General features: G+C 64.2%; 22 protein-coding genes. 8 read left to right on the plus strand and 14 right to left on the minus strand.

Going from position 1 to position 25,480, the window contains the following annotated elements:
* Positions 1-22: 22 nt before the first annotated feature.
* Positions 23-1,339, minus strand: a complete 1,317-nt coding sequence (locus tag R0382_RS09325; protein ID WP_432719295.1) for a murein hydrolase activator EnvC family protein — start codon at positions 1,337-1,339, stop codon at positions 23-25.
* A 4-nt stretch (positions 1,340-1,343) separates the two neighbouring features.
* Positions 1,344-2,897, minus strand: a complete 1,554-nt coding sequence (gpmI, locus tag R0382_RS09330) for a 2,3-bisphosphoglycerate-independent phosphoglycerate mutase (RefSeq protein WP_432719297.1) — start codon at positions 2,895-2,897, stop codon at positions 1,344-1,346.
* A 163-nt stretch (positions 2,898-3,060) separates the two neighbouring features.
* Here gpmI and R0382_RS09335 point away from each other — a divergent pair, with 163 nt between their 5' ends.
* Entirely contained in the window at positions 3,061-3,372 is a 312-nt protein-coding gene (locus R0382_RS09335) for an ArsR/SmtB family transcription factor (protein WP_432719298.1), read from the plus strand.
* 27 nt (positions 3,373-3,399) lie between these two features.
* On the opposite strand, the gene R0382_RS09340 is transcribed toward R0382_RS09335, so the two are convergent.
* The 3 genes from R0382_RS09340 to cutA are packed head-to-tail and all read right to left on the minus strand — an operon-like array spanning position 3,400 to position 5,791.
* Positions 3,400-3,873 (minus strand): TlpA family protein disulfide reductase, encoded by a 474-nt coding sequence (locus R0382_RS09340; RefSeq protein WP_432719299.1) that lies wholly within the window; start codon positions 3,871-3,873, stop codon positions 3,400-3,402.
* On the minus strand, positions 3,870-5,447 hold the full coding sequence (dsbD, locus tag R0382_RS09345) for a protein-disulfide reductase DsbD (protein ID WP_432719300.1): 1,578 nt from the start codon (positions 5,445-5,447) through the stop codon (positions 3,870-3,872). The genes R0382_RS09340 and dsbD overlap by 4 nt, the downstream gene beginning before the upstream one ends.
* Entirely contained in the window at positions 5,444-5,791 is a 348-nt protein-coding gene (cutA, locus tag R0382_RS09350) for a divalent-cation tolerance protein CutA (RefSeq protein WP_432719301.1), read from the minus strand. The genes dsbD and cutA overlap by 4 nt, the downstream gene beginning before the upstream one ends.
* On the opposite strand from cutA, the gene R0382_RS09355 reads away from it, so the two are divergent.
* The gene (locus R0382_RS09355) at positions 5,790-6,203 is read left to right on the plus strand and encodes an FxsA family protein (protein ID WP_432719302.1); all 414 of its coding nucleotides are present in this window, start codon (positions 5,790-5,792) and stop codon (positions 6,201-6,203) included. The genes cutA and R0382_RS09355 overlap by 2 nt on opposite strands.
* Positions 6,204-6,209: 6 nt before the next feature.
* Here R0382_RS09355 and R0382_RS09360 read toward each other — a convergent pair whose 3' ends face one another.
* The 4 genes from R0382_RS09360 to R0382_RS09375 are packed head-to-tail and all read right to left on the minus strand — an operon-like array spanning position 6,210 to position 8,633.
* A complete protein-coding gene (locus tag R0382_RS09360) occupies positions 6,210-6,515 on the minus strand; it encodes a DUF167 domain-containing protein (RefSeq protein WP_432719303.1) in 306 nt (101 codons plus the stop codon).
* A complete protein-coding gene (locus R0382_RS09365; RefSeq protein ID WP_432719304.1) occupies positions 6,515-7,102 on the minus strand; it encodes a YggT family protein in 588 nt (195 codons plus the stop codon). The genes R0382_RS09360 and R0382_RS09365 overlap by 1 nt, the downstream gene beginning before the upstream one ends.
* 9 nt (positions 7,103-7,111) lie before the next feature.
* Positions 7,112-7,927, minus strand: a complete 816-nt coding sequence (gene proC, locus R0382_RS09370; RefSeq protein WP_432719305.1) for a pyrroline-5-carboxylate reductase — start codon at positions 7,925-7,927, stop codon at positions 7,112-7,114.
* Between the two features lie 19 nt (positions 7,928-7,946).
* A complete protein-coding gene (locus R0382_RS09375) occupies positions 7,947-8,633 on the minus strand; it encodes a YggS family pyridoxal phosphate-dependent enzyme (protein ID WP_432724144.1) in 687 nt (228 codons plus the stop codon).
* 91 nt (positions 8,634-8,724) lie between these two features.
* Between R0382_RS09375 and R0382_RS09380 the strand changes: the two genes are divergently transcribed.
* The 3 genes from R0382_RS09380 to R0382_RS09390 all read left to right on the plus strand — a co-directional run bounded on the left by R0382_RS09380 (position 8,725) and on the right by R0382_RS09390 (position 13,043).
* Complete coding sequence (locus R0382_RS09380) at positions 8,725-9,768, plus strand: type IV pilus twitching motility protein PilT (protein WP_432719306.1); 1,044 nt, start codon at positions 8,725-8,727, stop codon at positions 9,766-9,768.
* Between the two features lie 69 nt (positions 9,769-9,837).
* Positions 9,838-10,974 carry a PilT/PilU family type 4a pilus ATPase gene (locus R0382_RS09385; RefSeq protein WP_432719307.1) on the plus strand — a complete coding sequence of 379 codons (1,137 nt, stop codon included), beginning with the start codon at positions 9,838-9,840 and terminating at the stop codon, positions 10,972-10,974.
* Between the two features lie 29 nt (positions 10,975-11,003).
* On the plus strand, positions 11,004-13,043 hold the full coding sequence (locus R0382_RS09390; RefSeq protein ID WP_432719308.1) for a type IV pilus assembly protein FimV: 2,040 nt from the start codon (positions 11,004-11,006) through the stop codon (positions 13,041-13,043).
* 116 nt (positions 13,044-13,159) lie between these two features.
* Here the strand turns inward: R0382_RS09390 and uvrA are convergent, their stop codons facing one another.
* Positions 13,160-16,006, minus strand: a complete 2,847-nt coding sequence (gene uvrA, locus R0382_RS09395) for an excinuclease ABC subunit UvrA (RefSeq protein ID WP_432719309.1) — start codon at positions 16,004-16,006, stop codon at positions 13,160-13,162.
* Positions 16,007-16,168: 162 nt separating this feature from the next.
* On the opposite strand from uvrA, the gene R0382_RS09400 reads away from it, so the two are divergent.
* Together R0382_RS09400 and R0382_RS09405 are read left to right on the plus strand one after the other, a co-directional pair.
* Entirely contained in the window at positions 16,169-17,533 is a 1,365-nt protein-coding gene (locus R0382_RS09400) for an MFS transporter (protein ID WP_432719310.1), read from the plus strand.
* Complete coding sequence (locus R0382_RS09405; protein WP_432719311.1) at positions 17,533-18,030, plus strand: single-stranded DNA-binding protein; 498 nt, start codon at positions 17,533-17,535, stop codon at positions 18,028-18,030. Before R0382_RS09400 ends, R0382_RS09405 begins: the two co-directional genes overlap by 1 nt.
* Before the next feature lie 66 nt (positions 18,031-18,096).
* Here R0382_RS09405 and R0382_RS09410 read toward each other — a convergent pair whose 3' ends face one another.
* The 4 genes from R0382_RS09410 to R0382_RS09425 form a co-directional block, all read right to left on the minus strand.
* Positions 18,097-18,591, minus strand: a complete 495-nt coding sequence (locus R0382_RS09410; protein WP_432719312.1) for a GNAT family N-acetyltransferase — start codon at positions 18,589-18,591, stop codon at positions 18,097-18,099.
* 62 nt (positions 18,592-18,653) lie between these two features.
* A complete protein-coding gene (locus R0382_RS09415) occupies positions 18,654-19,169 on the minus strand; it encodes a phage tail protein (protein ID WP_432719313.1) in 516 nt (171 codons plus the stop codon).
* Positions 19,170-19,185: 16 nt separating this feature from the next.
* On the minus strand, positions 19,186-19,716 hold the full coding sequence (locus R0382_RS09420) for a phage tail protein (protein ID WP_432719315.1): 531 nt from the start codon (positions 19,714-19,716) through the stop codon (positions 19,186-19,188).
* 9 nt (positions 19,717-19,725) lie between these two features.
* Entirely contained in the window at positions 19,726-20,280 is a 555-nt protein-coding gene (locus R0382_RS09425; RefSeq protein ID WP_432719316.1) for a phage tail protein, read from the minus strand.
* 485 nt (positions 20,281-20,765) lie between these two features.
* On the opposite strand from R0382_RS09425, the gene R0382_RS09430 reads away from it, so the two are divergent.
* A complete protein-coding gene (locus R0382_RS09430) occupies positions 20,766-25,361 on the plus strand; it encodes an autotransporter domain-containing protein (protein WP_432719317.1) in 4,596 nt (1,531 codons plus the stop codon).
* Positions 25,362-25,480 lie beyond the last annotated feature (119 nt).

Consider the following 25,480-nt stretch of genomic DNA (forward strand, 5'->3'; position numbering starts at 1 on the left):
CTTTTTTTATCCGGGTAAAGGTTTAGCCTATCCAGCCCTGTGGGTCGAGCGGACGGCCATTCTGTCTGAGTTCAAAATATACACCGGAATCTGCCATGCCACCGGTGTTGCCACTGGTGGCAATAGTGTCGCCCGCGTTGACGCTGTCGCCGACGTGTTTGAGCACCGCTTCATTGCCGGCATAGAGGCTCATGTAGCCGCCACCGTGTTCGACGATGATGAGGTTGCCGAAGCCGCGCAACCAGTCGGCGAACACGACGCGGCCGCTGGCGACCGCGCGTACCGGCTGGCCCGGCGCGGCCTTGATCATCATGCCTTTCCACGTCGTGCCTTCGGCGCGTGGTGCGCCGTAGCGACCGACGATTTCGCCCTTGGCCGGTAGTTTCAACCTGCCTTTGAGCGAAACGAAAGCCTTGCCCGAGAGGCTGGCGTCCGGGACGTCGTCGTTGACTTCGGCCTTGGGTTCCGGTGCCGGTTTGGGCGCCGGTTTACCTTCTGCCTTGGCTTGCGCGGCGGCGCGGGCGTTGGCTTCGCGGACGGCTTTGGCGCGTGCGGCGGCTTCGGCTCGTTTCTTGGCGGCCAGCCGGACACGCTCGGCTTCCTGTTTCTTGATCAGCGCGTTGAGCCGGTCGATCAGGCCGGTGAGGCGTTTTTCGTCGGTGCTGAGTTTCTGGATCTGGCCACGCTGGCTGCTGATTTCGGCCGACAGCTGTTCAACCAGCGCCTGGCGCTTGCTCTGCTCGGATTGCAGCCGGCTTTTCTGGCGCTGTTTCTCGCTGCTCATCGCGGCCAGTTCATCCTGCTTGGCGCGGATTTCGTCGGCGAGCCGATTCAGCTCGGCGAGCTGGCCTTCGAGCTGGCTGGCGAGCTGCTGCTGCGCTGCGACCAGATAGCGGTAATAGCCGAGCGTGCGGTTGACCTGGTTCGGATCCTGCTGATTCAGCAGCAGTCGCCAGGCCTCGAGCTCGCCGCTCTTGTAACGGGTCTTGATCAGTTTGGCGAGGCGTTGCTGGCTTTGCTCGATCCGGCTGCGGGCCGTGGCGATATCGCCTTCGAGCCGGGCCAGTTCGGTGCTGGTCAGCGCGCGCTGGGAACCGAGGTCGCCCAGAATCCGGTTGGCGTCGGAAATCGCCGACTCGGAGTCCTTGAGCGCGTCGCTGGCCTCCTTGCGATCCGATTCGGTGTCGGCCAAATCCTGCTTCAGCGCATCGATCTGGCCACGCAACGACTTGAGTTCCTGCTGTTTCTCGGCGCTTTGCTGGCGCGAAACGGGCTCGGCCGGCGCCGCGAAGGCGCCGGCCGAGAGCAGCAGGGTCAGGGCAAGGACACGCCGCCGCATGCGATCAGGCGAGGTTGACGAGCGAGTGGCCGGTCATTTCGGCCGGTTGCGGCAGGCCCATCAGCTTGAGCAGCGTCGGCGCGATGTCGCGCAGCGCGCCTTCGCCGCGTGGCGCCATCGTTGCCTCGCGGCCGATATAAATGAACGGCACGACGTCGGTCGTGTGCTGCGTGTGCGGCTGGTGCGCGTCCTTGTCGTACATCAGTTCGCAATTGCCGTGGTCGGCGGTGATCAGCACTTCGCCACCGATCTTCTGCATGGCCTCGACGCACTTGCCGACGCAGATGTCGAGCGTTTCGACCGCCTTGACCGCCGCGTCGAAAATACCGGTGTGGCCGACCATGTCGCCGTTGGCGAGGTTGCAGATGATCGCTGCGTACTGCTGCGATTCGATCGCGGCGACGATCTTGTCGGCGACTTCGAGCGCGCTCATTTCCGGCTGCAGGTCATACGTGGCGACCTTCGGGCTCGGTACGAGGATGCGGTCTTCGCCCGGAAACTCGTTTTCCTCGCCACCCGAGAAGAAGTAGGTGACGTGCGGATATTTTTCGGTTTCGGCGATGCGCAGCTGCTTGAGGCCGAGCGAGCCGATGTATTCGCCGAAGCTGTTCTTGACCTTTTCCTTCTCGTACGCGGCCGGGAAGGGGTAGCTTTCGGCATAGCGCGTGGCGGTGCAGAAGTAGCCGAACTGCGGAACGCGCGAGCGGGCGAAGCCGTCGAATGCGGCATCGGTCAGTGCGACGGCGATCTGGCGGGCGCGGTCGGCACGGAAGTTCATGAAGATCGCGACGTCGCCGTCTTCGATGCGTGCCGGCGCGCCGATGCTGGTGGCGCCGACGAATTCGTCGTTCTCGTTGCGTGCGTACGCAGCGTTCAGCGCGTCGATTGCGGTTTCGGCGTGGTGCAGGCCCTGGCCGTCGACGATCAGCTTGTAGGCCGGCTCGACGCGCTCCCAGCGCTTGTCGCGATCCATTACCCAGTAACGGCCGACGACGCCGACGATGCGGGCGACCTTGGCGTCGTCGCAGACCTTTTGCAGCTTGGCGAGGTATTGCTCGGCGCTGCGTGGCGGCGTGTCGCGGCCGTCGAGGAAGGCGTGGACATGAATGGCCGCAACACCGGCAGCGGCGGCGTCCTTGATCAGCGCATGGATGTGCGCTTCGTGGGCGTGCACGCCGCCGTCGGAAACGAGACCCATCACGTGCAGCGTTTTGCCGGTCGACTTGGCTTTTTCGATCGCTTCGGCGAACACCGGATTCTGGCCGAGCGTGCCGGCGGCGACGTCGACGTCGATGCGGCTGATGTCCTGCAGCAGGACGCGGCCGGCGCCGATGTTCAGATGGCCGACCTCGGAGTTGCCGAACTGGCCGTCAGGCAGGCCGACGAAGTGTTCGGAGGCGTTGATGGTGGTCCACGGGTACTGGGCAAGGACGCGGTCGATGTTCGGCTTTTTGGCCGCCGCGATTGCGTTGTCCTGAGTCTCTTCACGGTAGCCGTAACCGTCGAGGATCAGGAGCAGGACGGGTTTGACCGATACGGTAGCGCTCGCTTGCGTCATCTTGCTTATACCTTTAGGCAAAACCGCGACGCGACTGTAAGCTGGCGTTGCGGTCGGGTTCCAAATATCGGTAGTATTCTACCGCAATGGCATCGCTTTGCCGTCGTCACAAATTCCTGCCTTCGGCCGCGCCGATTTGCCACTTCCACACATACCTAACGCCATGCTCAACTCCCCCGAAATGATGAGCGACGAGCACATCCAGCAAGCGTCGCGTGCCATGAAGGCGATGTCGCACCCCCTGCGGCTAAAGATCCTTTGCGTGCTGGGCGAGAACGAGGTGAGCGTGCAGGACATCGTCGACGCGGTCGGTACGACGCAGTCGAACATTTCCCAGCATCTGGCGCTGATGCGCGAGAAGGGCGTGCTGCGTACGCGCAAGGACGCCAATCGCGTGTTCTATCGCGTCGGCGACATCCGTACGCTCGAACTGGTCGAGCTGCTGCGCGACGTGTTCTGCGGTTTCTCGAAGTAGGCGGCGACCGCCGCAATCCCCGTGTGATCAGCGCAGCGTTTTCAGCGTGGCCTCGAGCTGCGCGGCGCTGAGCCGGCCGGTGTGCGTCGCGACGCGCTTACCCTTGCTGTCATAGATCGCCGTGAACGGCAGCCCGCCTATCGTATTGCCTTCCTGCTTCATCAATGCCATCGCGTCGGCTTCGCCGATCAGCGTCGGGTAGTTCATCTTGTACTGCTTGGCGAACGCGCTGACCGCCGGGGCGTCGTCGATCGCGATGCCGACGAAACGGACCTTGCCGGCGTATTGCTTCGCCAGCGCCACGAATTCCGGAATTTCCTCACGGCAGGGCGAACACCACGTCGCCCAGTAATTGACCACCAATGGCTTGCCCTGCAACGACGAGAGCTTCTGCGGCTTGCCGGCCAGATCCTTCAGCTCGGCATCGAAAAAACCGCCGGCGTGGGCGCTCAGGGCAGAGAGTGCGAATACGACGGCGAGCAAGGCGCGGCTTGCGGTCATGGCGATCCTTCAACGGTTTGCAGCGTGGCAAGAAAGGCGTCGGCGTGCTGGAAGCCGATGACGCGCTGGCGGACGAGCTTGCCCTCGGCATCGTAGAACAGCAAGGCCGGCGGGCCGTACAGGCCGAAATGCTTGAGCAGCGCGGCGTCGGCAACGGTATTGCCGGTGACGTCGGCGCGCAGCCGGACGAAGCGATCAAGCGCTGCCTTGACGCGCGGATCGGGCAGGGTTTCGCGTTCGAACTCGATGCAACTGACGCACCAGTCGGCGTAGAAATCGACGATCACCGGCTTGCCGCGCGCAGCAGCGACCTTGTCCTGCAGTTCGGCGACCGAGGTGACCGGCTCGAACGAAACCGCATGCTCGCCGGGCAGCCAGCTTTGCCACAGCGGCCGGGCGATCCACACCGCCATGCCGAGCAGGACGACGCCGAACAGCATTTTCATCCTGCTCATGGTTTTGCCGGACAGTCGCGGCAGCACGGCGCTGCCGGCGGCACCGATGACCAGCAAGGGCGTACCGATGCCGAGTGCCAGCGCATACAGCGCACCGCCGCCGAGCGCCACATCGCCCTGCTGGCCCAGATAGGCGAGCGCGGCGGCCAGCGGTGGTGCCACACAGGGGCCGACGATCAGCGCCGACAGCGCGCCCATGACGAAAACGGGGCCGGCATGGCCGCCGGGCAGGCGGTTGGCGACCTCATTCAGCCGGCTCTGCCAACTGCCGGGCAGTTGCAGCTGATAGCCGCCGAACATCGATACCGCCATGGCGACGAAGAACAGCGCGAAGGCGCCGATGACGACCGGCTGCTGCAGCCAGACCGTCAGCAGCGTGCCGGTCAGCGCCGCGGCGACGCCGACGAGGGTGTAGGTCAGCGCCAGCCCTTGCACGTAGATGGCCGTCAGCCACAGCGCACGGCCACGGCCTGCGCTTCCCGGGCCGAGCACGATACCGGAAATGATCGGCAGCAGCGGATACATGCAGGCGGTCAGCGCCAGACCGATGCCGGCGACAAAGAACAACGCGATGGTCGCGGCCTTGCTGCCGCTGAAGTAACCGTCGTCGCCGACTTGGGTGCTGCCAGCGGCGGCATTGCCGCCTGTCGTATTGGCACTGCCACTATCGCCAGTACTTGCGCCGAACAGCGCGGTAACGCCGCTGTCCTGCACGTCACCGATGTGCAGCAGCTTCGTTTGCGGCGGATAGCAGACGCCGGCATCGGCGCAGCCCTGGAATTTGGCGCGGATCGCCGTGCCGATCGGTGGTTTTCCCTGCAGCGCGACGGTGATGTCGTGCTTGAACACCTCGACGCGGCCGAAGCTCGGGTCGTCCTTGAACTCGCCTTTGGGCAGCAGCGGATTCAATGCCGCGGCGGGTTCGGGGTGAAAGCTCATCCGGTCGCGGTACAGGTAATAACCCGGGGCGACGTTGAAATGCACCGCGTAGCCGCCATCTGATGTCTGGACCAGCTGCGCCCGGAAGGCCTGGTCGGGCGGCAGCAGCGACGCCGAATCGGCAAGGCTCAATGATGTGAGCATTGCCAGCAACAGGCCGAGTAACAGGCGTACCATCATTGGTTCACCTCGGTGCCCAGCCAGGCCAGATAAGCGGGCAAGCCCGCGGCCACCGGCAGCGCAATGATTTCCGGCACTGCGTACGGATGATGTGCGCTCAGCCAGTCCTGAACGGCGGGGTAGGCGGTAAGCGTGGTTTTGGCCAGCAGCGGAACTTCCTCTGCGGTTTCGATTCTGCCTTCCCAGCGGTAGGTCGAGCGAACCGGCGCCAGCCGATTGACGCAGGCTACCAGCCGCGCCTCGACCAGCCCGGCGGCGAGCCGGTCGGCGACCGCCGCGTCGGGGCAATTACAGATGATGACCACGGCGCCGTGCGGCGTGGCCGATTGATCGGGAGTATTCATGCCTTATTTGTTTCTCGCCTTTATTGTCTATCCGCTTGCCGAGATTGCCTCGATGGTGGTCATGGCCGACTGGATCGGCGCCGGCTGGGTGTTCCTCGCCTTGCTGGCGTCGGCGCTGATCGGCATCGGCATGCTGCGTCATCATCGTATCGCCGTCGCATGGTCGCTGGTCAACGATCTGAAAAGCGGCCGGTTGACGCCGCAGAGCCTGTTCTGGGTCGCCCGTTACTACATTGCAGCGGTGCTGTTCATCGTACCGGGCTTCATTGGCGACGTTGCGGCCGTATTGATGTTGCTGCCATGGGGACGCCGTGATAACGCAAAGGTTCCGCCGGCGTCCGATACGCTCGAAGGCGAGTATCGCCGCGTCGATCCGCGCAACGACCCCCGCCGCCGGCTCGACGAGCGCTGAGCCGACTCAGCGCTGCGCCGTAGCCTCGCCCGTGCCCAGCAGGCTGGCGGGGTCATAGGCGCTGCCGTCGATCACGACGACCTTCTGCCGTGACGACAGGCCGGACTTGATCATGACTTGACGCTGCGGCACGCCGAATAGATCGGCCAGCCAGGCAATCAGCCGGGCATTGGCCTTGCCGTCGACCGGCGGCGCAGCCAGCCGCAGCTTCAGCGCATCGCCGTGCAGGCCGACGACTTCGGTGCGTTTGGCGCCGGGTTGCACGTGCAGTCTGAGCAGCACGGTCCCGGCGCCGGTTTCATACCATGCCATCAGCCAGCGACGCTGACGTGCTGCAGGATCGCAGGCTCAAGCTGCGCGACGAAGACCGACAGCACCAGCTGGATCAGCAGGATCAGGATCAGCGGCGTAATGTCGACGCCGCCGATCGGCGGGATGATCCGGCGTAGCGGCTTGAGGAAGGGGCCGGTCAGGCCGTTCAGGATCGGCATCAGCGGGTTGTACGGTGCAATCCACGACATCAGCGCCTGACCGATCACCGCCGCGAACAGCAGGTAGAGCGACAGCTTGACCAGCTCGACCACGGCGACCAGCGCCAGCGCGATGACCGTCGTCAGCGATCCGAATACAAAGGGCCACGGCGTGATCGCCAGCAACAGGCCGTGCATCAGCAGCGCGGTCAGCCAGGCCAGCAGCAGGCTGGCGGTGTCATAGCCCCGAAATGGCTTGATCCAGCGCCGCACCGGCAGCACCGCCCAGCTCGTCAGCACCAGCACGAACTGCCCCAGCGGATGCGAGAATGAAACGCGTGCCGCCTGCAGGAAAAACCGCGTCAGCAGCAGCAGGATGAAGAATTCCGCCAGATTGCGGATCAGGAAATTGAGCGTATCGGTCAGCATTCGGCGTCCTTAGTCGGCATCGCGGCCGAGTTCGTCGCCGAGTTCTTTCGAGCGCGCGGCGGCGGCCGAGGCGGCGGCGATGATCGTGCTGCGGACCTGGCTGTTCTCTAGCGCATTGATCGCGCGTTCGGTCGTGCCGCCCTTGCTGGTGACCTTCTGCCGCAAGGTCGCGGCGTCATCGTCGCTCTGCTGCGCCAGCTTCACCGCGCCGGCAAAGGTCTGATAGGCGAGGCGGCGCGCGGTTTCGGTGTCGAAGCCTTGCGCCCGTGCCGCGGCTTGCAGCGATTCGATGAAATAGAACACATAGGCCGGACCCGAGCCCGAGATCGCAGTGACGCCGTCCAGATCGCTCTCGTCGTCGACCCAGACGATCTCGCCGGTCGACTCGAGGATGCGCGTTGCCAGTGTGCGGTCGGCTTCACCGGTTGCCGGCGCGGCATAGGCGCCGGCAATCCCGGCCTGGACCAGTGCCGGCGTGTTCGGCATCACGCGGATGATGCGTTCGGTGCCACCCAGCCAACGGCCGATTGCGTCGCAGCGGATGCCGGCGGCGATCGAGACCACCAGCGCATCGCCGAGTTGTGGCGCGATGCTTGCGGCAACGGCACGGAACTGCTGCGGCTTGATCGCGAACACCACGGCGTCGCTTGCCGGCAGCGCTTCGTCGGGCGCCGAAACGGAAACGCCGAAATCGGCATTCAGCTGCACGCGCTTGGCCGCGTCGGGTTCGATGACGTGGATTTCGTTGCCGGCAAAGCCGCGCGCGACCATGCCGCCGATCATCGCGGTCGCCATATTGCCGCCACCGATAAAGGTAATTCGCATTCCGCTGTCTCCTTGTTCGTTAGTGTGTGATCGTCCGCCGGCCGAAGATCGCCGTGCCAACACGGACCAGCGTCGCGCCTTCGGCAATGGCGACCTCGAGGTCGGCGGACATGCCCATCGACAGCGTGTCGAGGGCGTAAGCGTTGTCATTCAGCTGTTGCTGCAGTTTGCGCAACAGCGCGAATTGGGCTGAAAGTTTGCGTGTGTCGTCAGTCGGCTCGGGAATGCACATCAGCCCGCGCAGCTTCAGCCGCGGCAGCGCCGCGATCGCCGCCGCGAGCGTGGCGACCTCGTCGGGCGCGACGCCGGATTTGCTGGCCTCGCCCGACACATTGACCTGGATGCATACATTCAGTTCGCCGCGCGCGTCCGGGCGCTGGGCCGACAGCCGTTCGGCGATTTTCAGCCGATCGACGGCGTGCACCCAGTCGGCGCCTTCGGCGACGCTACGCGTCTTGTTGCTTTGCAATGGACCGATGAAATGCCATTCGAGCTCGTCCAGGTCGGCCAGCGCGGCGCGCTTGGCGGCGAATTCCTGTACATAGTTCTCGCCGAACGCGCGCTGACCGTGTCCGTACAGTGTACGGATCGCCTCGGCAGGGAAGGTTTTGCTAACGGCGAGCAGGTGGACTGAGCCCCGTGGGCGTTGGATGCTTACAACCGCCTCGTCGATGCGCCGGAGCACGTCTTGCCACGCTTCAAACATCGTTGCCATAATGGATTTGCCTTGATCTGGCCCTCGTTATGCGGCCTTTTTCTGCGTTGGGATCTGCCACGGCAGAAGGACAAAATTATAAATGGAAATTTCTGAACTCTTGGCCTTTGCCGTCAAGAACAAGGCATCCGACCTGCACCTGTCGTCCGGCTTGCCGCCGATGATCCGCGTGCACGGCGATGTGCGGCGCATCAACCTGCCGGCGATGGACCACAAAGACGTTCATGACATGATCTACGACATCATGAACGACGGTCAGCGCAAGGTCTATGAGGATACGCTCGAGTGCGATTTCTCATTCGAGATCCCCAATCTGTCCCGCTTCCGCGTCAATGCCTTCGTGCAGCAGCGCGGCGCTGGCGCGGTGTTCCGGACCATTCCGTCCAAGGTGCTGACGCTTGAAGAACTCAACGCGCCGCGTATCTTCACCGAGATTGCGCAGAACCCGCGCGGCCTCGTGCTCGTGACCGGGCCGACCGGCTCGGGCAAGTCGACGACGCTGGCGGCGATGGTCAATCACATCAACGAAAATGATTACGGCCACATCCTGACCGTCGAAGATCCGATCGAATTCGTCCACCAGTCAAAGAAGTGCCTGATCAACCAGCGCGAGGTCGGGCCGCATACGATGAGCTTCTCGAATGCGCTGCGTTCGGCGCTGCGTGAAGACCCGGACGTCATCCTGGTCGGCGAATTGCGCGACCTTGAAACGATCCGGCTGGCGCTGACCGCGGCCGAAACCGGCCACCTGGTGTTCGGGACGCTGCATACTAGCTCGGCCGCCAAGACGATCGACCGCGTCGTCGACGTGTTCCCGGCCGCCGAGAAGGAGATGGTCCGGGCGATGCTGTCGGAATCGTTGCGCGCCGTCATTTCGCAGACGCTGCTGAAAACCAAGGACGGTCAGGGCCGGGTTGCGGCGCACGAAATCATGATCGGCATTCCGGCAATCCGTAACCTGATCCGCGAGAACAAGATCGCGCAGATGTATTCGTCGATCCAGACCGGCCAGCAGTACGGGATGCAGACGCTCGACCAATGCCTGCAGGGTCTGCTCCAGCGCAACATCGTCTCGGCCGCCGAAGCGCGGACCAAGGCGGCCAATCCGGACCACTTCAAGGGCTGAGCCCGTACGGGCCTCCCGGCGCGGGCTATCGACTATCACAAGGCGGATTCGCCGTAAAAGAGCAGGATCATGGAGAAAGAACAGTCCGCGAAATTCATGCATGACTTGCTGCGCCATATGCGCGCCAAGGAAGCATCGGATCTTTTCATTACCGCCGATTTCCCGCCGGCGATGAAGATCGACGGCCGGGTGACGCCGGTGTCGAACCAGGTCCTGTCGGCGCAGCACACCAAGGAGCTGGCGCGGGCGATCATGAACGACCGGCAGGCCGAGGAGTTCGAAGGCACCAAGGAGTGCAATTTCGCGATCAGCCCGGGCAATCTCGGGCGCTTCCGCGTCAATGCCTTCATCCAGCAAGGGCGCGTCGGCATGGTGCTGCGGACGATCAACTCGGAGATCCCCAAGCTCGAAGACCTTGGCCTGCCGCCGGTGCTGAAAGACATCGCGATGACCAAGCGCGGGCTGGTGATCTTTGTCGGCGGTACCGGCTCGGGCAAATCGACATCGCTCGCTGCGATGGTCGGCCATCGCAATGAAACCGCGTACGACCACATCATCACGATCGAAGACCCGATCGAATACGTGCACGAGCACAAGCGCTCGATCGTCACCCAGCGCGAGGTCGGCGTCGATACCGATTCGTGGATGGCGGCGCTGAAGAACACGCTGCGGCAGGCACCCGACGTGATCCTGATCGGTGAAATCCGCGACCGCGAAACCATGGATTACGCAATCGCCTTCGCCGAAACCGGCCACTTGTGTATGGCGACCTTGCACGCCAACTCGTCCAACCAGGCGCTGGACCGGATCATCAACTTCTTCCCGGAGGAGCGGAAGGCCCAGCTGTTGATGGACCTGTCGCTGAACCTCAAGGCTTTCGTGTCGCAGCGGCTGGTGCCGCACCGCGTCGGCAAGGGCCGCGTTGCCGCGGTCGAGGTGATGCTGAATAGTCCGCTGATTTCTGAACTGATCTTCAAGGGTGATGTCCACGAGATCAAGGAAATCATGAAGCGTTCGCGCGAACTGGGTATGCAAACTTTCGACCAGAGCCTGTTTGAACTCTACGAAGCCGGCAAGATCAGCTATGAGGATGCGTTGCGCAACGCCGACTCGGTCAACGACTTGCGGCTGCAGATCAAGCTCAACGGCTCCGAGGCGAAGCAGAAGGATGTGCTGAGCGGCTTCGACCATCTGGACATCGTTTGAAGCGGCGACCCCTTTCTGCGGTGATGTTCATGAAAGCCGGTTCGTTGTCCCGTTGCCTGATGGCGCTGATGCTCGGCGCCCCTGTGGTCGTGGTGCAGGCCGCCTCGCTGGGCGATTTGCAGTTGCACTCGGCACTGGGCGAGCGTTTCGATGCGTCGATCCCGGTCCGGCTTGCGGCCGGCGAAAACCTCGGCAGCGCCTGCTTTCGGCTGGTCGCCGATGCGGTCGATGGCGATGCCGCGTCGCTGGTCAATGCACGCCTGCGATATCAGGGCGATGCGGGCCGTGGCGAGTTGCAGATCGTCGGCATCGAACCCTTGCAGGAGCCGATGCTGCAACTGGTCGTGCGCGTGCAGTGCCGCGACGACGAGCAGCCGCGCTTCCAGCGCAGCTACAACGTGCTGGTCGATCCGCGCGATTACGCCACGCCGCGGAGCGCTCGCCGTGCGGCGCCGGTGCGATCCGAGCGGCGCTACCCGTCGCTCGGCGGCAGCCTGAGGGTGGCCGAGGGCGATACGGTTTCGCAGCTGGCACGGCATTATTTTCCCAATGACAGGACCGCGCGCGCGCGTTTCATCGACGAGCTGTATCAGCAGAACCCGGATCTGCCGCAGGGCCTCGATGCGCCGCTGCCCGAAGATGCCTTGCTGGCCTTGCCACGTGCCGGCGGTGCCGCAGCACCGAAGCCGGTCGCACCGCCGGCACAGCCGCGTCTGGCGCCGCAACCCGCTGACATGCTCAGCGTCTCGACGCCCGAGCCACTGCCGCAGGTGCCGGCCCTGCCGACGACCCAGGCACCCCAGGCTCAGGGCGAATTCAGATTGCAGCTGTCGTCCGGGAGTCTTGACCTCACCCGGGAATCCGAGCTGTCGCCGGAGGATCGCCTCAAGCTACGCGAGCGCCTGCTGACGCTGACCTCGGACGATCAGACCTCGCAGCTGATGGCGCTCAAATACCAGGTCGCCCAGCTTGAAAAACAGCTGAATACGCTGCGGCAAGAAGGCCCGCCCGTTGCGCAGGCCAGCGCGGTGAAGTCGAGCCGCGATCTGACCGACGATGGCGTGTCGCCGTGGTGGCTGTCGCTACTGCTGTTGATTCCGGTCGGCTTTGTCGGCTGGCGCTGGCGGACCAGCCAGCAGGACTACGGCGATGCATTCTCGCTGGCCCACCCGCGCGAGACCGGCGGTTCGAGCATGATGCGCCCGGTGACGATGCCGCCGTCCGAACCGCGTATCCGCACGGCGCTCGGCGCAACGACGCTGGTGCAGAATATCGGCCAGATCGCCGACGAGTTTCACAACGACGACGTGGATGTCGTGCTGCCGGGCAATGTTTCGGAAGAGGCGCAGCTGCTGATCGATCACGGTCTGATCCAGCAGGCGATCAATCTGCTCAATCATGAGATCGAGCAGCATCCGACTGCGCTGGCACTGTGGATGAAGCTGTTCGACGTCTATCGCCAGAACGACATGAAGCAGCCGTTCCAGGAGCGCGCGGTGGCGTTCCGGCTGCAGTTTGCCAGTGACGCACTCTGGCAGCAGGTGCAGGGGATAGGCCAGCGTGTCGATCCGGAGAACCCGCTGTACCGTTCGCTCGACGACAGCATCGATCATCAGCTTGATCTGGGCACCGCGGCCGGGCCGATGATCGTACCGGATGCGTTCGATTTCGCCGCCGCGATGCATCAGGATGCCGGTCTGGCGCCGCCGGCGTCGGTGGTCGAGTTCTCGGAAGCCGACGACGGCGTGCCACCGCTGCCATCGATCGAAGAGCTTGATTTCCAGCTTGAACCGTTTGCCGAATCGCCGGCCGTGCTGGCCACGCCGGCTGCACCGGCTGCACCGACAACACCGGTCCAGACCGAAGCGCCGCGCTTACGGGTTGCCGATCCGGCCGACTTCGTCAGCGACGATCCGCAACTGCAGCAAGTGGCGCGCCATCTGGCACAGGGCGAAACCGAAGCGGCTTATCGCCTGCTCGAACAGGCGCTGTTGCATGGCAACAGCATGGAGCAAAGACTGACGGCGATGAAGTGGCTCGACAAACTGGCGCCGGTGCGCGGTCGCTGAAAACCCGCCTCATCAGCCAGCTATGCCTGCTGAGATGGATTTCATTGCGAACGAATTAACGACACAGCCAAAACAAAGCCGCCCTTGGGCGGCTTTGTTGTTGGGCGCGCTCAGGCTCAGCCGGTGAGCACGCGCGCCAGATAATGGCCGGTGTGGCTGGCCGGGTTGGCCGCGACGGCTTCGGGCGAACCGCAGGCGATGATCTGGCCGCCGCCGGCGCCGCCTTCGGGGCCGAGGTCGATCACCCAGTCGGCGGTCTTGATCACGTCGAGGTTGTGTTCGATCACGACGACGGTATTGCCGTGCTCGGACAGCCGCTGCAGCACGCTCAGCAGCAGGTCGATGTCGTGGAAGTGCAGGCCGGTGGTCGGCTCGTCGAGGATGTACAGCGTGCGGCCGGTATCGCGCTTGGACAGCTCCAGCGCCAGTTTGACCCGTTGCGCCTCGCCGCCTGACAGCGTCGTCGCCGACTGGCCAAGGCGGATATAGCCGAGGCCGACGTCCATCAGCGTCTTCAGTTTGCGCGCCACCGTCGGCACCGCCTCGAAGAACGCCAGCGCCTGCTCGACGGTCATCTCCAGCACTTCGGTGATGTTCTTGCCCTTATACTGCACCTCGAGTGTTTCGCGGTTGTAGCGCTTGCCGTGGCAGACGTCGCACGGCACGTAGACGTCGGGCAGGAAGTGCATTTCGACCTTGAGCACGCCGTCGCCCTGGCAGGCTTCACAGCGGCCGCCCTTGACGTTGAACGAGAAGCGGCCGGGGCCGTAGCCGCGTTCGCGGCTCGACGGCACGCCGGCAAACAGTTCGCGGATCGGCGTAAAGAGGCCGGTATAGGTGGCCGGGTTCGAGCGCGGCGTGCGGCCGATCGGGCTCTGGTCGACGCTGATGACCTTGTCGAAATGGTCCATCCCGTTGACGTCGTGGAACGGCGCCGGCTCACCCGACGCACCGTTGAGTTCCTTCGCCGCCAGCGTGTACAGCGTGTCGTTGATCAGCGTCGATTTGCCCGAGCCCGACACGCCGGTGATCGCGACAAAGAGGCCGACCGGCAGCGCCAGATTCACGTATTTGAGGTTGTTGCCGTGCGCGCCCTTGAGGGTCAGCCAGCGATCCGGCTCCGGATCGCGGCGCTTGGCCGGGATCGCGATCTTGCGTGCGCCGGAGAGGAACTGGCCGGTGATCGAGCGCGGTTCCTTCATGATGTCGTCGGGGTGGCCGGCGGCGATCACTTCGCCGCCGTGCACGCCGGCGCCGGGGCCGATGTCGATCAGGAAGTCGGCGGCGCGGATCGCGTCCTCGTCGTGTTCGACGACGATGACGCTGTTGTCGAGGTCGCGCAGCCGCATCAGCGTGCCGAGCAGCCGGTCGTTATCGCGTTGGTGCAGGCCGATCGACGGTTCGTCGAGCACATACATCACGCCGGTCAGGCCCGAGCCGATCTGGCTCGCCAGCCGGATGCGCTGCGCTTCGCCACCCGACAGGGTGTCGGCACTGCGATCGAGGCTCAGGTAGTCGAGGCCGACGTTGACGAGGAAGCCCAGCCGTTCGCGGATCTCCTTGACGATCTTCTCGGCAATCTGCGCCTTGGCGCCTTCGAGCTGCAGGCCCTCGAAAAAGGCCGCGCTGTCGCGCAGCGCCATCTGGGCGATCGCGTGCAGGTTCTCGGTGCCGACCTTGACGTGACGGGCTTCGCGTCGCAGGCGCGAACCGCCACAGCTCGGGCACGGCTGATTGTTCTGGTACTTGGCGAGTTCCTCGCGCACCGTCGACGAATCGGTCTCGCGGTAGCGGCGCTCAAGGTTTGGGATGATGCCCTCGAAGGCATGCACGCGTTCGAACTTGCTGCCGCGCTCGTTCATATAGGTGAAGGCGATTTCATCATGGCCCGAGCCGTGCAGCACGACTTGCTGGACCGTTTCGCCGAGTTCGTCCCACGGCGTGTTGACGTCGAAGCCGTAGTGGTTCGCCAGGCTCAAGAGCATCTGGAAGTAGAACTGGTTGCGCTTGTCCCAGCCCTTGATGCAGCCGGCGGCCAGGCTCAGCTCCGGGTGCGCGACAACACGCTTCGGATCGAAATAGGTGATCTGGCCGAGGCCGTCGCACTTCGGGCAGGCGCCCATCGGATTGTTGAACGAGAACAGCCGCGGTTCGAGTTCGGGCAGGCTGTAGCTGCAGACCGGGCAGGCGAACTTGGCCGAAAACCAGTGCTCCTTGCCGGTGTCCATTTCCAGCGCGATCGCGCGGCCGTCGGCGTGGCGCAGCGCGGTTTCGAACGATTCGGCCAGCCGCTGCTTCAGGTCTTCACGCACCTTGAGCCGATCGATGACCACGTCGATCGTGTGTTTCTTGTTCTTGTCGAGCTTCGGAATCGCGTCCATCTCGTACACCTCGCCATCGACGCGGACGCGCACGAAGCCCTGCGCGCGCAGCTCGTCGAACAGGTCGAGGTTCTCGCCCTTCTTGCCGACGATCACCGGTGCCAGCACCATCAGCTTGGTGTCTTCCGGCAAGGCCAGCACATGGTCGACCATCTGGCTCACGGTCTGCGATGCCAGCGGCTGCAGGTGGTCGGGGCAGTAGGGCGTGCCGACCCGGGCAAACAACAGCCGCAGGTAGTCGTGGATTTCGGTGACGGTGCCGACGGTCGAGCGCGGGTTGTGGCTGGTGGCCTTCTGTTCGATCGAGATCGCCGGGCTCAGGCCCTCGATCAGATCGACGTCGGGCTTTTCCATCAGTTGCAGGAACTGTCGCGCATACGCCGACAGCGATTCGACGTAGCGGCGCTGGCCTTCGGCGTAGAGCGTGTCGAACGCCAGCGAGGACTTGCCCGAGCCGGACAGACCGGTAATCACGACGAGCTTGCCGCGCGGAATGTCGAGATTGACGTTCTTCAGATTGTGCGTCCGCGCACCGCGGATGCGGATCAGCGGTGTATCTGCGTCGGCGGGGCGATAGCTCATGGCATGCTCGTCAAGGTTGAAAAGGCAACCACCTAGTTTACCGGAGATCATTTGCCGGCGTGTACGCCGATCTTGCCCGCGACGTCCAGCCGATTGCGTCCGGCTGCGGTGAGCCCGCCAGTTTTGCTAGAATCGCGTCTTCCGCTCCATCCTCTGTCGCCCATGTCCCCGCTAGAACTTCGTGCCGCCTCCGGGCTTGCCGGGCTGTACGCCCTGCGCATGCTCGGCATGTTCCTTGTGCTGCCGGTCTTCGCCGTCTACGCCGGCCACATGCCCGGCGGCGACAACCATGCGCTGGTCGGATTGGCGTTCGGCGCCTTTGGCTTGACGCAGGCCCTGTTGCAATTGCCGTTCGGCATGTGGAGCGACCGCGTCGGTCGCAAGAAGGTCATCTATATCGGCCTGGCGCTGTTCGCGCTGGGTAGCATCATGTGTGCGATGGCCGACCATATCGTCTGGCTGATCGTCGGCCGGGCGGTGCAGGGCGCCGGGGCGATCTCGGCGGCGATCACCGCCTTGCTGGCCGACCTGACACGCGAAGAACACCGGACCAAGGCGATGGCGATGATCGGCGCCAGCATCGCCGGCACCTTCGCGGTGTCCTTGGTCGTTGCGCCCAAGCTGGCCGACTGGATTGGTCTGCCGGGGATTTTCGTGCTGACGGCGGCCCTGGCCCTGATCGCCATCGTCGGTGTCGCCAAGGTGATTCCGAGTCCGACGGTGTCGCGCTTCCATTCGGATGCCGAGGCCAAGGCCAGCCGGCTGCCGGCGGTGCTGCGCGATCCGCAATTGCTGCGGCTCAACTACGGTGTATTTGCCCTGCACGCTGCGCAGATGGCGATGTTCACGGTGATGCCGCTGCTGCTCGCCAAGCTCGGTCACCTCGACGTCTCGCAGCACTGGTGGGTTTACCTGCCGGTGGTCCTGCTCAGTTTCGTGCTGATGGTGCCGGCGGTGATCTATGGCGAGAAGAAACGCCAGCTCAAGCGGGTGTTCCTGTGCGCGATCGGGCTGATGCTCGTCGCACAGATCGGCATGGCACTGTATATGCCGAATCTGACGATGATCGTCGTCTGGCTGGCGCTGTACTTCATCGCCTTCAACGTACTCGAAGCGATCCAGCCCAGCCTGATTTCGAAAATCGCCCCGGCCGATGCCAAGGGCACGGCGATGGGGGTCTACAACACCTGCCAGTCCGCCGCGATGTTCCTCGGCTCGGCACTCGCGGGCTGGCTGTATCAGCGCTACGACTCGCCGGCGCCGGTGTTTGCGCTGTCGGCCGCGTTTGTCGGCCTCTGGCTGGTCGTGGCATGGCGGATGCGTGCGCCCAAGCCGGTCAGAACCCAACTCTTTCACATTGGCGAGGGATGGCACGGCGATCCGGTCGCGCTGTCTGATAAACTTTCACGGATTGCCGGCGTTTCCGAAGCCGTCGTATTGCTGGACGAGCGGGTGGCCCTGCTCAAGGTGATGCAGGACGGCTGGAACGAAGACGAGGCTAAACAATTGATTATGGAGACGCACTGATGGCTTCCTTGAATAAGGTCATCCTGATCGGCAACCTCGGGCGCGATCCCGAGGTTCGCTACTTGCCCAACGGCGACGCGGTATGCAATTTCAGCATCGCGACCACCGAGAACTGGAAGGACAAGTCGGGCCAGAAGCAGGAAAAAACCGAGTGGCACAACATCACCATGTACCGTCGCCTGGCTGAAATCGCCAGCCAGTACCTGAAGAAGGGCAGCTCGGTCTACATCGAAGGCAAGCTGCAGACGCGCAAGTGGCAGGACAAACAGACCGGCGCCGATCGCTATACCACCGAAATCATCGCCGACCAGATGCAGATGCTCGGCGGCCGCTCGGGCGGCGGAGCCGGTGGTTCGATGGATCAGGGCGGCGGCGGTTACGACGACTTCAACCAGAGCTACGCACCGGCTCCGGCCGCAGCACCGGCGGCACGCCCGCAGGCTGCGCCGGCACCGAAGCGCAGCTTCGATGATTTCGAGGACGATATCCCGTTCTGAAATGCACCCCGGTCATGAGAGGTGCCAGCAAAAACCCCGCGATGTCGCGGGGTTTTTTGTTGCCGGCTAGCGCGTATCGGGTTGCCGTTCCATTTGCAGGTAAACGCCCTTGTCCTCGATAGGTGTGAACCCGAGCCGGAGGTAGAGCCGCAATGCGGGGTTGGCTTTGTCGACGTGCAAGTGCACGGGCTTGTCTTGCGCAAAGCAGGCCGCGAGCAGCGCCGTACCCAGACCGCGGTTGCGGTATTCGGGCAACAAGCTCAGGTCGATCACGCGCAAGGCGGCGTCGGAGTCCTGAACGTAGAGCCGGCCGACGGGCGTTTCGTCGTGCAGCACCAGCCAGAACGCCGCATCCGGGTAGGCAAAGTACGCTTTTTGCTGCGCGGCAAACTGCATTTGCAGGAAGGCATCCCGTTGCGCGTCCTGCCAGCCCAGTGCGCCCAGTTCCTCGGCGCGGGTTGAGGCGTAGAGCTGCAGCAGGAAGGACTGGTCATCCGCATTCACCGTGCGCAAACGCAGGTGCGGATGAACGAGGGCAGGGGCGTCGATTGTCGCGTGCATGGAATCCCTGTGAGTCAGGGGGAAGCGGGGCCGACCGCGTGTGCGGTCGGCCTGGACCCGGTTTACGGCCGGGGCGGGAAGTCGCCTTGCAGGGCGATGCAGAAGTTGACTGCCTGATAGGGCTGGCGGTTCTCGTGAGCAGTGCCGCTGCCGACGGCCTGGACGACTTGCGGTGCCAGCGCGGTCAGCGGCGCAGCCTTGTCGGCCGGAATGAAGGTGTCGTTGTTCGGCGTGAAGTACCTGCCGGGCAGACGCCCCGCTGCCGCCGTCGACGCTGGCCTGGCGATGTCCGCATATGCCGTGTGGCTGTGATTCGGCATGTTCGTCTCGGTGAGCGTGACGCTTGCGTTGCCCTGGCGCTCACCGGACTGGTTGTTGACCGTGCCGGTGACGGCCAGGCCACGGAGGTCCGGCAAGGCGAACGTCGTCCGGCCATCGCCGCCATAGGTAGCTCCGAGGAGCGTGAACAGCGCCGTGTTCTGCGAAACCGGCAGAATCTGGCCGTCGCAGAACGCCCAGCCTTCCGGCGCGTAGTTGCAGCCGAAAATCCGGATTTCTCCGATGTACTGATCTGACATATCTGGCTCCTCGGGTTCAGCCTTGCGACGGGAAATATCCCGTTGTAGCGATGATGTAGTTGATCGACAGCGTCGGCATCAGGTTTGAGATCGGCTGGTTGCCACCCGTGCTGCCCAGCGCCTGCGGCGACAGCCGCTGTTTGGTCGGTGAGTTGGCAAGGCCGCTGTTGTAGAAGGCGGCGGGGCCGGTCGCCAGCGCGAAGCTGTTGTCGGCGCCGGCACTGGTGGCCGGGTTGCTGCTGGCGGACAGCGTGTGCGTGTGTGCCGGCAACTGTGCCTGGGTCAGCGTCACGCTTTCGGTACCCAGCTTCTGGCCGATGATCCGGTTGCTGGTTTGCTGCCCCTGGCCCTGGCCGATCGGCAACTGGCCGGTCAGGTTCGGCACGCAGAAGGTGGTGACGCCGTCGCCGCCATAGGTGGTGCCGATCAGCGTGAACAGCACCTCGTTTTCGTTGATCGGCAGTGACTGGCCCTGGCAAAAGGCCCAGCCGGTCGGCGCGTAGTTGCCGGCAAACAGCCGTACTTCACCCACAAACGGTTCTGACATGGTGCCTCCTCAGGATCTGGTCGGGTAAATACCGCTCAGGCAGATGATGTAATTCATCACCAGTGAGGGCTGCATGTTGTTGCGGGCTTCGCCGCCACCGGTTGCACCGCAGGCTTCGTCCTGCAGCGCCGTCAGATTGGCAGCAGTGGCGTACAGATTGGGGCCGGCGCCGGAGACCGAGGGGTCAGTGTCGCTGTGCAGATTGCTGGTCGCGAGCAGTCTGTCGCCGTTCGAGCCGGCGTTCGCCGCCGTCGCCGGTTGCCCGGATACCGTGAAGGTGTGGGTGTGCGGCGGCAGATTGGCCGTCGTCAGCGTCACGGTTTCCTGGCCTGCGCTCTTGCCTTGCTGGTAGTTGATGTCGGCCGGGTTGCGATGTACCGGCGTACGGCCGCGCAGGTCCGGCAAGGCAAAGTTGGTGGTGCCGTTGCCGCCGTACTGCGTGTTCAGAAGTGAAAACAAGGCTTGATTCTGATTGATCGGGAGCAATGCGCCATTACAGAACGCCCAGCCTCTCGGGGCGATCGGAAAGGCGCACAGCTTTATTTCTCCGAGGTAGGGATCCACAACAACCTCCTTCTGATTTTACTCAGCGCTGCGTCGACAAAATGCTTGCCACGACCGGCAAGCAGGGAGGGCGGACCGGACGCAATACGCGACCCGTCCGCCCGTAATGAATCGACAGATGATATACGCGGTTATTTAAGTGTTTGTAATGAGATTGCTGTCATGAACGTTGGTGCGTTGCATGTAGGTATCACAATGATGCCGGTAAGTTCTTTCGCCACGCTTTGCAAGTGAATACAAGTATCCTCTTGGCATAGTGTTGCTTTTTCAATTGCTTGGCGCTGTATTCGGCTCGCCGGGCAAGAGAAACGAGCATTGCACGCCGCCGGGCAAATGAAGTTCACAGTACGTCCGAGCAGTAAGGTTGACAGGCTTCGCTTGGGCCGCTGCTTCGGCAAACCAGATTATTGCCGTAGCCGGCATGTGTGCGGTGGCTTGGATTGGCAGATAAAAGCGATTCCGTGTAAGGCGGGAAGGGAGAGGGGATGGGTAATTGCAATGTGCTCGGAGGGGCGAGGCTGTGGCAACAAAGGTTGTCCGGCCTGCTTGCCTTGGTCTTTGCGATCGTCGGCTTGGGCCGGTGGATCATTCAACTGATCGGCACGGTGGCGGGCATGCTTCGCCGTTCGCGGCTGGTCTGGCTGGCGGGGTTGCTCATCGGCTTGTCGTCGGCCATGGCCGCAGCCGCACCCTGCTCGTTTACATGGAATATCACCAATGACGGTCGAGCAGGCCATTACGCTCACCCGTTTAGCCCCGGCGAGAGCTCGGCGTGTCTTTCGGGCGATAGCCCCTATACCGCTCCTGGCCAAGACACTAGCGATCGGCCGGCGGAAGGTGGCGGCATCAAGGGGATCGATTATCTGACTCCGTCCAATACCCTGTACTACACGCCGCCCAACCCGGGGTATACCGGTACGAATAACGTGATCTGGTATGACGTGCTCGGTTCATCGATCACGGTCACCATCAACCTGACCGGTGGTGCGCCGACAGTCACGTCCGTTTCCCCGACCTCCGGCCCGACTGCCGGCGGCACCAGCGTCACGATTACCGGTACCAACTTCACCGGTGCGACTGCGGTCAAGTTCGGTGCGACCAACGCCGGCTCCGTCACCGTCAACAGTGCGACCTCGATTACCGCGACGTCGCCAGCGGGCTCGGGCACCGTCGACATCACCGTGACCACCCCGAGTGGTACCAGCGCGACCAGCGCAGCGGATCAGTTCAGCTACATCGTGCCCGCGCCGGCCGTTTCCGGTGTTTCGCCCGGTTCCGGCCCGACTGCTGGCGGTACCAGCGTCACCATCTCCGGCAGCAATTTCACCGGCGCAACGGCAGTCCGCTTCGGCGCGACCAACGCCACTTCGTTCACGGTCAACAGCGCAAGCTCGATTACCGCGACGTCTCCGGCCGGCTCGGCCGGTACCGTCGACATTACCGTCACGACCGCGGGTGGGACGAGCGCGACCGGTGCGTCGGACCAGTACACCTACATCGCGGTGCCGACCGTCAGCGGTGTGTCGCCGAACTCGGGGCCGACTGCCGGCGGGACCAGCGTGACCATTTCCGGCACCGGTTTTGTAGGGGCGACCTCGGTCAGCTTCGGCGGGACCAGTGCCAGCTCGTTCACCGTCAACAGCGCGACCTCGATTACCGCAACGTCGCCAGCCCATTCGGCCGGTACTGTCGATGTCACGGTTACGACCACGGGTGGGCCCAGCGGGACCAGTGCGGCGGATCAGTTCACCTTTGCCAACCCGCCGCCGGTAGCCGGCACGTCGAGTCTGACGGTTGCCTATGGCAGCAGCAGCAACCCGGTCACCTTGAACCTGTCCGGTGGTGCTGCAACCAGTGTTGCCGTCGCCACGCAGGCCACGAATGGCACCGCAACGGCGGTCGGCACCACGATCACCTATACCCCGACCGCGTCGTTCGCAGGGGCAGACAGCTTCAGCTATACGGCAACCAATGCTGGCGGCACGTCGGCCCCCGCGATAGTGAACGTGACGGTCTCCGGCCCGACAATCGGCTACGCGCCGTCGTCGCCGTCGGCCGGTACCGCTGGCACGGCATATAGCCAGTCCCTTGCCAGTGCGAGCGGCGGTACAGGCCCGTATTCCTATTCATTGCTCTCCGGCACCCTGCCTGCGGGAACGACTCTGGCGTCGAACGGCAGCCTGTCCGGTACGCCGACCGAAGCGGGTTCGTTCAATTTCACGGTGCGCACGCAGGACAGCAGCTCCGGCAGCGGGCCTTTCCACAAGGACAGCGGTACGCTGACGCTGGTCATTGCCGCGCCGACGCTGGCGATGAGCCCGGCCAACGGAAGTGCGTTCAACGGCAACGTCGGGGCTGGCTTTACTCAGAGCTTTGCCCTGTCCGGCGGGGTTGCGCCGTATCAGTTCGCCACGCTGTCGGTGACCGGCGGCACCATGCCGACCGGGCTGGGGTTCAATGCCGCGACCGGCACCCTGTCCGGTACGCCGACCAGCGCCGGGACCGTGGCGTTCAACATCACCGGTTCCGACAGCACCGGTGGTGCCGGCTCGACCCCGGTGATCCAGTCGTACACGCTGACGGTGGCCGCGCCGACGCTGGCGCTGTCGCCGGCCACGCTGGCGAACGCGGTCCAGGGCACTGCATACAATCAGACGCTGAGTGCGACAGGCGGCAGCACACCGTACAGCTACGCGGTGACGACCGGCAGCCTGCCGAGCGGGCTGACGCTGAGTAGTGGTGGCGTGCTGTCCGGCACGCCGACGGCAACCGGCAGCTTTACCTTCACCATCACCGCGACCGACACGCACGGTTTCACGACCAGCCGCAGCTACAACGTCGTGACCAACCCGTCGGTACCGGTGGCGGGCCCGATCAGCGCGACCGTGCACTGGAATACCGCAACGCCGATCGATCTGGCGACGGTGATGACTGGCGGACCGGCAAGCAGCGTGACGGTCAGTACGGCCCCGGCGCACGGCAGCGTGACGATCAGCGGTTCGGTGGCGACCTATACGCCGACGCCGGGCTACTCGGGCAGCGACAGCTTCGCTTACACGGCGACCAATGTCAGCGGCACGTCGGTGGCGACCGTCAGCATCACGGTCAATCCGCAAGGCGTCGTTGCCGGCGCGGTCACCAGCACCGTGGCGTTCAACAGCAGCGCCAATCCGATCGCACTCAACCTGAGCGGTGGCGCGGTGACCGCCGTGGCTGTGGCCACGGCGCCAGCCCACGGCACCGTCAACGTCAGCGGCACGACGATCAGCTATACGCCGACTGCCGGCTACACCGGCAGCGACAGCTTCACCTATACCGGCACCAATGCCAGCGGGACATCGGCGCCGGCCAAGGTCGACATCGTCGTCAATCCGCCCCTCCCCGCACCGCAGGCGATGGCAACCACGGTCGTGGCCAACAGCGGCGGCAACGTCATTGCGCTGCAGATCGACGGTGGCCCGGCGACCAGCATCACGGTGGTTACACCGCCGCAGCATGGCACGCTGGCGATCGTTGGCCTCGGCGCCAACCGCCAGGTGCTCGCCAGCATCGCCTCGCCGGGCAGTACGCAGCCTGCGGTCACGTACACGCCGAACCCGGGCTTTGCCGGCACCGACAGCTTCAGTTACACCGCGACCAATGCCGCCGGTACGTCGGCCGCTGCGACGGTCACGCTGCAGGTCACGCCGCCGGCACCGGTGCTGGCGCCAGTGAGCGCGACAACGGTGTCCGGCGCGCCAGTGACGCTCGACGTGACCGCGCAGGCAACCGGTGGCCCCTTCACCGGTCTGGCGGTCGTCACGCCACCGGCCGACGGCACTGCCGAAGTCCGCGGGCTGAGCATCGTCTATACGCCGGGCCCGACATTTGCCGGTGTGGTCACCATCGGCTACGCGCTGAGCAATGCCTGGGGAACGACGCAAGGCACGGCGACCGTCACCGTCAATGCCCGTCCGGATCCGTCGAAGGACCCGGAAGTCACCGGCCTGCTGTCGGCGCAAACCGAGGCGACGCGGCGCTTTGCGCGTGCCCAGCTCGACAACTTCAGCCGCCGTCTGGAAAGCCTGCACGGCAATGGTTGGGGCGCGACGGATTTCGGCTTGAGCGCCAATGCCTACGGCACACGCGGCGACCGCGCAGCCGCAGCCGATGCACGCAAGCAGCCGACCCGCCTGGCCGACGCCTCGGGCAGCCATGCCAGCAAGACCGATGCCGGTACCGCTGACAACAAGGAAGTCCAGCGCGACGAACTGGCGTTCTGGATCGGTGGTGCGCTCAACTTCGGTCGTCGTGACTCCGAAACCGGTCAGGACAAGTTCCGCTTCAACACCGACGGGATCAGCATCGGCGGCGACTACCGCGTCAACGACCTGCTGTCGGTCGGCGTCGGCGGCGGCTTTGCCCGCGATGTCAGCGATGTGGGGGACAACGGCTCGAAGAGCGAGGGCCGCAATGGCGTTGTCGCGATTTACGGTACCTTGCGTCCGGCCGAGTCGCTGTTTGTCGACGGCATGCTCGGCTATGGCTGGTTGAGTTTCGACGTGGACCGTTACATCACCGGCAACGGCGGCTTTGCCTCGGGCTCGCGCGACGGCAGCCAGCTGTTCGGCCTGCTCGCCGCCGGTTACGAGTACCGCAACGGCACATGGCTGGTGTCGCCGTACGGCCGGATCGACCTGATGTCGGCGACGCTGGATGCCTACACCGAGTCGGCCGCCGGGTTGAATGCACTGAGCTACGGCGAGCAGAAGGTGAGGATGACGACCGGCAAGCTGGGCCTGCGCGGCGAAACCAGTTTCGACGTGTCGGCCGGCAAGCTCACACCGCGAGTACGCGTCGAGTATCAGCACCAGTTCGAAGGCAGTGACGACGCGCGCATGGGCTACGCCGACCTTGCCGCCTACGGTCTGGGCTACGTGGCCCATCTGGTGCCGATGGAGCAGAACCAGTGGATCATCGAAGTCGGTGGCAAGCTGGCGTTGCGCGACCGGCTGACGCTGTCGCTCGACTACAGCAGTACGCTCAACAACAGCTCGGGCTATGAACAGGCCGTCCGGCTGATGCTGGGCATGCCGTTCTGATCCAGACTGCAGTGCTGTTCGATCCATCGCAGCCCGGCTTACCCCGGGCTGTTTTTTTATGGGCCGGGCTGGCCGCCCGGCATAGATGCCATTAATCCCCGTGCCGCGAGGATGACGGC

Origin of the sequence: Jeongeupia wiesaeckerbachi (assembly GCF_050916355.1) — a bacterium.
Classification (GTDB): domain Bacteria; phylum Pseudomonadota; class Gammaproteobacteria; order Burkholderiales; family Chitinibacteraceae; genus Jeongeupia; species Jeongeupia wiesaeckerbachi.